Source organism: Mycobacterium sp. TH-M11 (genome assembly GCF_057473725.1).
In genome coordinates, this window is the sequence record NZ_JBYCLD010000227.1 from 1 (window position 1) to 3,991 (window position 3,991).

At 67.1% G+C, this 3,991-nt stretch carries 4 protein-coding genes; 2 read left to right on the forward strand and 2 right to left on the reverse strand.

What is annotated here, in order from left to right; translation table 11 throughout:
* Nucleotides 1–4 precede the first annotated feature (4 nt).
* Nucleotides 5–817, forward strand: a complete 813-nt coding sequence (locus tag AC2VOG_RS09710) for an enoyl-CoA hydratase (protein ID WP_486939696.1) — start codon at nucleotides 5–7, stop codon at nucleotides 815–817.
* 18 nt (nucleotides 818–835) lie between these two features.
* Here AC2VOG_RS09710 and AC2VOG_RS09715 read toward each other — a convergent pair whose 3' ends face one another.
* Nucleotides 836–1,555 carry a CPBP family intramembrane glutamic endopeptidase gene (locus AC2VOG_RS09715; RefSeq protein WP_486939693.1) on the reverse strand — a complete coding sequence of 240 codons (720 nt, stop codon included), beginning with the start codon at nucleotides 1,553–1,555 and terminating at the stop codon, nucleotides 836–838.
* 48 nt (nucleotides 1,556–1,603) lie between these two features.
* Nucleotides 1,604–2,755, reverse strand: coding sequence for an NAD(P)H-binding protein (locus AC2VOG_RS09720; RefSeq protein ID WP_486939694.1), 1,152 nt, complete (start codon nucleotides 2,753–2,755; stop codon nucleotides 1,604–1,606).
* Nucleotides 2,756–3,011: 256 nt separating this feature from the next.
* Here AC2VOG_RS09720 and AC2VOG_RS09725 point away from each other — a divergent pair.
* The coding region (locus tag AC2VOG_RS09725; RefSeq protein WP_486939695.1) for a type III polyketide synthase at nucleotides 3,012–3,991 on the forward strand (980 nt) is incomplete at its 3' end.

Below are 3,991 nucleotides of genomic sequence, written 5' to 3' on the forward strand. Positions count from 1 at the left end.
TCCCATGACAGCTATCGATTCCGGCGTCGACGCCCTGGCACCCGTCGACGGGCTTCTTGTCGACCTCTCCGATGGCGTGTTGTCGGTGATTATGGACCGTCCGGACAGCCTGAACTCGTTGACGCTGCCGGTGTTGGTGGGACTCGCCGACACGATGGAGCGGGCTGCCAACGATCCGCGGGTCAAGGTCGTGCGACTGGGCGGGGCGGGCCGCGGCTTCTGCTCCGGAGCCGGTATGAGCGCCGACGACGTGGACGGAGCCGCTCAAAGCGACGAGCTGATCCTGGCTGCCAACCGGGTGGCGCGGGCGATCACGGCGCTGCCACGCCCGGTCGTCGCGGTGGTCCACGGAGCGGCGGCCGGCGTCGGCGTCTCCATCGCCTTGGCCTGCGACCTGGTATTGGCTTCGGACAACGCGTTTTTCATGCTCGCATTCACCAAGATCGGCCTGATGCCCGACGGCGGCGCCTCGGCTCTGGTCGCGGCGGCGATCGGCAGGATCGGCGCGATGCGGATGGCGCTGCTGGCCGAGCGACTGCCCGCCGCCGACGCTTTGGCGGCCGGGTTGATCAGCGCGGTGTACCCGGCCGAGGAGTTTCAGGCCGAAGTGGACAAGGTGGTGGCCCGGCTACTGTCGGGACCGGCGGTGGCGTTTGCCAAGACCAAACAGGCCATCAACGCGGCCACGCTCACCGAGTTGGAGCCGAGCTTGCAGCGCGAACTCGAGGGTCAGGCGGTCCTGCTGAATTCGCCTGACTTCCGCGAGGGCGCAAGGGCTTTCCAGCAGCGCCGGACCCCCGCCTTCACGGATATCTGAGTTCACAGACATGTGAGTTCACAGACCGAACAGCGGCGGCAATCCCAGCAAGACGACCAGCGTCCAGACAAAGTGGGTCAGGATCGGCGCCAGTACGCCGCCAGTGGCCCGACGCTCGAGCGCGCACACCGTGCCGAGGACGATAGCCGCGAACGCGAGCATGGGGTTCTGGCTGCTGGCCAGGGTCACGACGACGTAAATCGCGGTCGAGATCAGCAACGGGCTATGCCGACCGAGCGCGGTGTAGAGCGCGCCGCGGTAGAACAGTTCTTCGCCAACGGCGGCCAACAGCGCAATGGCCAAAGTCAACCGCCACGATCCCTGGTCGGTGTAGCGCAGCAACCGGGTGACGTACTCGGCGACCGCCGGAATCTCCCGGACGATCAGGCCGCCCGCGATGAAGACGCCGCCGAGCAACAGTCCAATCGTGGTGCCGCTGACCACGGGACGCTGATTGCGGCCGCGCCATCGCGCGCCACCGAGATGCAGCGGCCCAGAAACGAGCGCGCCGACCGCCAACACAGCCGCCAGCGCCAGCGTCCACCAGTAGAACGCCGGTTCGCCGGGATGCTTTTTCAGCGCCAACCCCAGCGAGGCGACACCGAGCACCAAGACAACCGCGACCACGATGCGCCGGCGTCGCACGACTCCGGGCGGTTCATTGTGCGGCACAGCGACATTGACAATGCCGCGGCGGATCTCTTCCAGAGCGCCGGGCTTGGTGTTCACGTCAGCCATTCCGCCGCTCCTGCTGCCTTCTGCGCGTCACACTGCCCCCGTTGATCGTCACTCGCGGATGCCATTCAATCGCACTTTCGGTGTGAGAGTGATCAAGATGTCGAGCCCGGTCCGAATCGCACCGGCGATCGGGCCGGGGACAACGTCCACGAGTCCGAGACCGGGTCGCGCAATCGATGGAGTCACTATGCCCGCCAGTCGCCGCAGGCGCAGGGAATCGCCGCCGGCCCAGGCCGGGTCGCTGTCGGCGAGGTGATGCGGATCGGCGAGCGCGTTGACCGGGCGCGGCCGACGATTCGACAGCGCGCGGCCAATGGCGTCCTCGATTGACAGCAGGCCATCCGGCGGGTCGGGAACCAGCTCACGCAGGCCGGGGCCACTGGCCTTCATGGGGTAGTCCAGCGACTCAACCAGGTCCGCGGCCAGCCCGTCGGGCACTGGCAGCGCCAGCGCGGTCACCCACGATGCCAGCGTGGTGTCGATCCCCCGCACCGGCAGGCCGGCGTGCCACGCGCCGGAAATCCGCGCATAGGTCTTCAGCAACTCGCTATACGAGGTGGAGTCCGGTCCGGCGATGTCGTAGGCACCCGCGGGAACCAGTTCTGCGTCACCGGCCGCGACGAGATAGTGCAGCACGTCGCGGATGGAGATCGGGTCGATCGGGTTGTTCATCCACCTCGGCGTCGGAATCACCGGGAAGCGGTCACCGACGTAGCGCAGCATCTCGAACGACGTGGAGCCCGCGCCGAGAATAATCGCGGCGCCCAGCCAGACCACTTCGGCGCCCCCGGCGATGTTCAGCGCGGCGGCCACCTCGGCCCGACTGGTCAGGTGCTCGGAGAGTGCTTCGCCCGCGGGAACGAAGCCGCCCAGGTAGACGATGCGGCGCACGCCCGCAGCTTGGGCGGCCGCGGCGACATGTGCCGCCGCAGCGCGGTCGGCATCGCGAAAACCGGGCTGACCGATGGCGTGGACCAAGTAGTACAGGACGTCGACCGCCCCGGCTTCGGCCAGCGCGGCCCGCGCGGAGTCGGCGTCGGCGGCGTCCAGCTTGACCACGGTGACATCGTCGAACCATCCGAAACCGGTCAGTCGCGCCGGGTCCCGAGTGGCCGCCAGCACCTGGTGTCCCGCCGCCAGCAGCGCTGTGACCAGCCGTGATCCCACATATCCGGTTGCGCCGGTCACCAAAATACGCATAAGTTCAGCCTATCGATCGGGAGGGTTGCAGGCGTCGCGTTCAGTTGTTGACCGGTGCCCGGCCAGGCAAACCCGCGAGTTCGCGGTCACACTTTCCATCGATGGACATCCCTGCGGACAATCCGGCCAAATGGCGCTATGGTCCAATTATCCGGATTGAACGAATTGGGGGTACCCAGGTGACTACCGTCTACAAACGCGTGCAGTTTCGTCCCGTGACGACAGGTACGTCCGAATGGCGCAACGTGAGGGCACGATGACGACCGCCCCCGCCATCGCGGCCGTCGCCGTCGAGTTTCCGCGCTATCAGGTATCGCAGGCCGAGGCCATGTCCGGTCTGACCGGGTTCGGCGGCCCCGAGTTCGATCGTTTCGGAGCCAGCGCAGGAGTCGAACGGCGCAGGATTGCGATACCGCTTGCCGACTACGGCGAGTTGAGCGGTTTCACCGAGGCCAACGACATCTTCATCGAGACGGCGTTGACGCTCGGCGAGCGCGCGATCCTGGCGGCACTGGCCGCGGCGCAGGTCAAGCCCGAAGAGGTCGACGTCGTGTTCTCCACGACCGTGACCGGCCTGGCAGTGCCCACCCTCGAAGCCCGGTTGGCGACGCGCCTGGGCATGCGACCAGACGTCAAGCGGGTACCAATGTTCGGTCTGGGTTGCGTGGCCGGCGCCGCGGGCGTGGCTCGCATGCACGACTACCTGTTGGCTTTCCCGGATCACGTGTCGGTGCTGCTGGCCGTCGAACTGTGCTCGCTGACCCTGCAGCGCGACGACTATTCAGTCGCAAACCTGGTGGCCGCCAGCCTGTTCGGTGACGGGGCGGCCGCCGTCGTCGCCAAGGGGGCCGCCCGCGAGTCGGCCGGACCCACGGTGCGCGCGACCCGCAGCCGGATCTACCCCGACACCGAGGACGTGATGGGCTGGGACATCGGCAGCAATGGTTTCAAGATCAAGCTCTCCACCGAGGTGGCAACCGTCGCCGAGAAATATGTGGGTGACGACGTCCGCGACTTCCTGAGCGATCACGGCCTGACGCCCGACGACATCTCGACCTGGGTATGCCATCCCGGTGGCCCGAAAGTGATCGAAGCGATCGAGCACACCCTCGATCTGCCGCCGAACGCCATGGCGCATACCCGTAACTCATTGCGCGAGAACGCGAATCTGTCGTCGGTGTCGGTGCTGGATGTGCTCAGCAGGAACATGGCCGATCCGCCGGCGCCGGGCTCGTT